Origin of the sequence: Streptomyces spiroverticillatus, assembly GCA_014650415.1 — a bacterium.
In the GTDB taxonomy this organism is placed as follows: Bacteria; Actinomycetota; Actinomycetes; order Streptomycetales; family Streptomycetaceae; genus Streptomyces; species Streptomyces spiroverticillatus.
In genome coordinates this window covers 1-580 of sequence record BMUX01000090.1, presented here as the reverse complement: position 1 = coordinate 580, position 580 = coordinate 1, and the positions used below count along the sequence as shown (strand labels likewise).

Below are 580 nucleotides of genomic sequence, written 5' to 3'. Positions count from 1 at the left end.
AAGGGGAAGTTCGGAGATCGCTTCCCACCGGATGGAAGATCGTTGCCCGGGCAGCGGCGGATCCGTGCCGCCAGTTGTCTCCGACGGCTGGGCGGTCGGCTGCCTGAGCCCGTCTACTCGGGAAGTGCCTGCGGGCGCCACTCTTCCCGGTAGTCCGGGGAGTCGTGGTACGCCTGGGCGAGGAGCCGGACGGCGGCCCCGAGGCCCGCAGCCCACCCGGCCTCAAAGTCGCGGCTGGCACCCCGGGCCGGCGGTTCGAGGTGAGCAACCGTCGCGTATAGGTCAGTGGCAGCCCGAATCGCGTCGATCATAGGGATCGTGCTGTCGAGGGTCACATCCGTGCCTGGTGGCGCGAGTGACGTGATCATCACCACGTTGTGTTCGTCTGCATCGAGCCTCGATCGCACGAATTCAACGAGATCGTCATTCATGGCGATCATCTTGCCGATCAAGGACCGGTGCGAGAAGTAGTTGGCGCGAAAGACGGAGGGCCGGAGCTGGCTGCTCAGCTTCAGCACTCGGAGTCCGCTGGGGAGCCGCATGATCCCAATTTGTCTTGTTGGGCATTGCTGCGATGTAT

The 580-nt window shown here is 64.3% G+C and carries 1 protein-coding gene; it reads right to left on the bottom strand.

Going from position 1 to position 580, the window contains the following annotated elements; genetic code table 11:
• Positions 1–113: 113 nt before the first annotated feature.
• Positions 114–580, bottom strand: a 467-nt coding sequence (locus IE269_RS42845; protein ID WP_318299721.1) for a DUF6221 family protein, incomplete at its 5' end; no start/stop codon positions are given.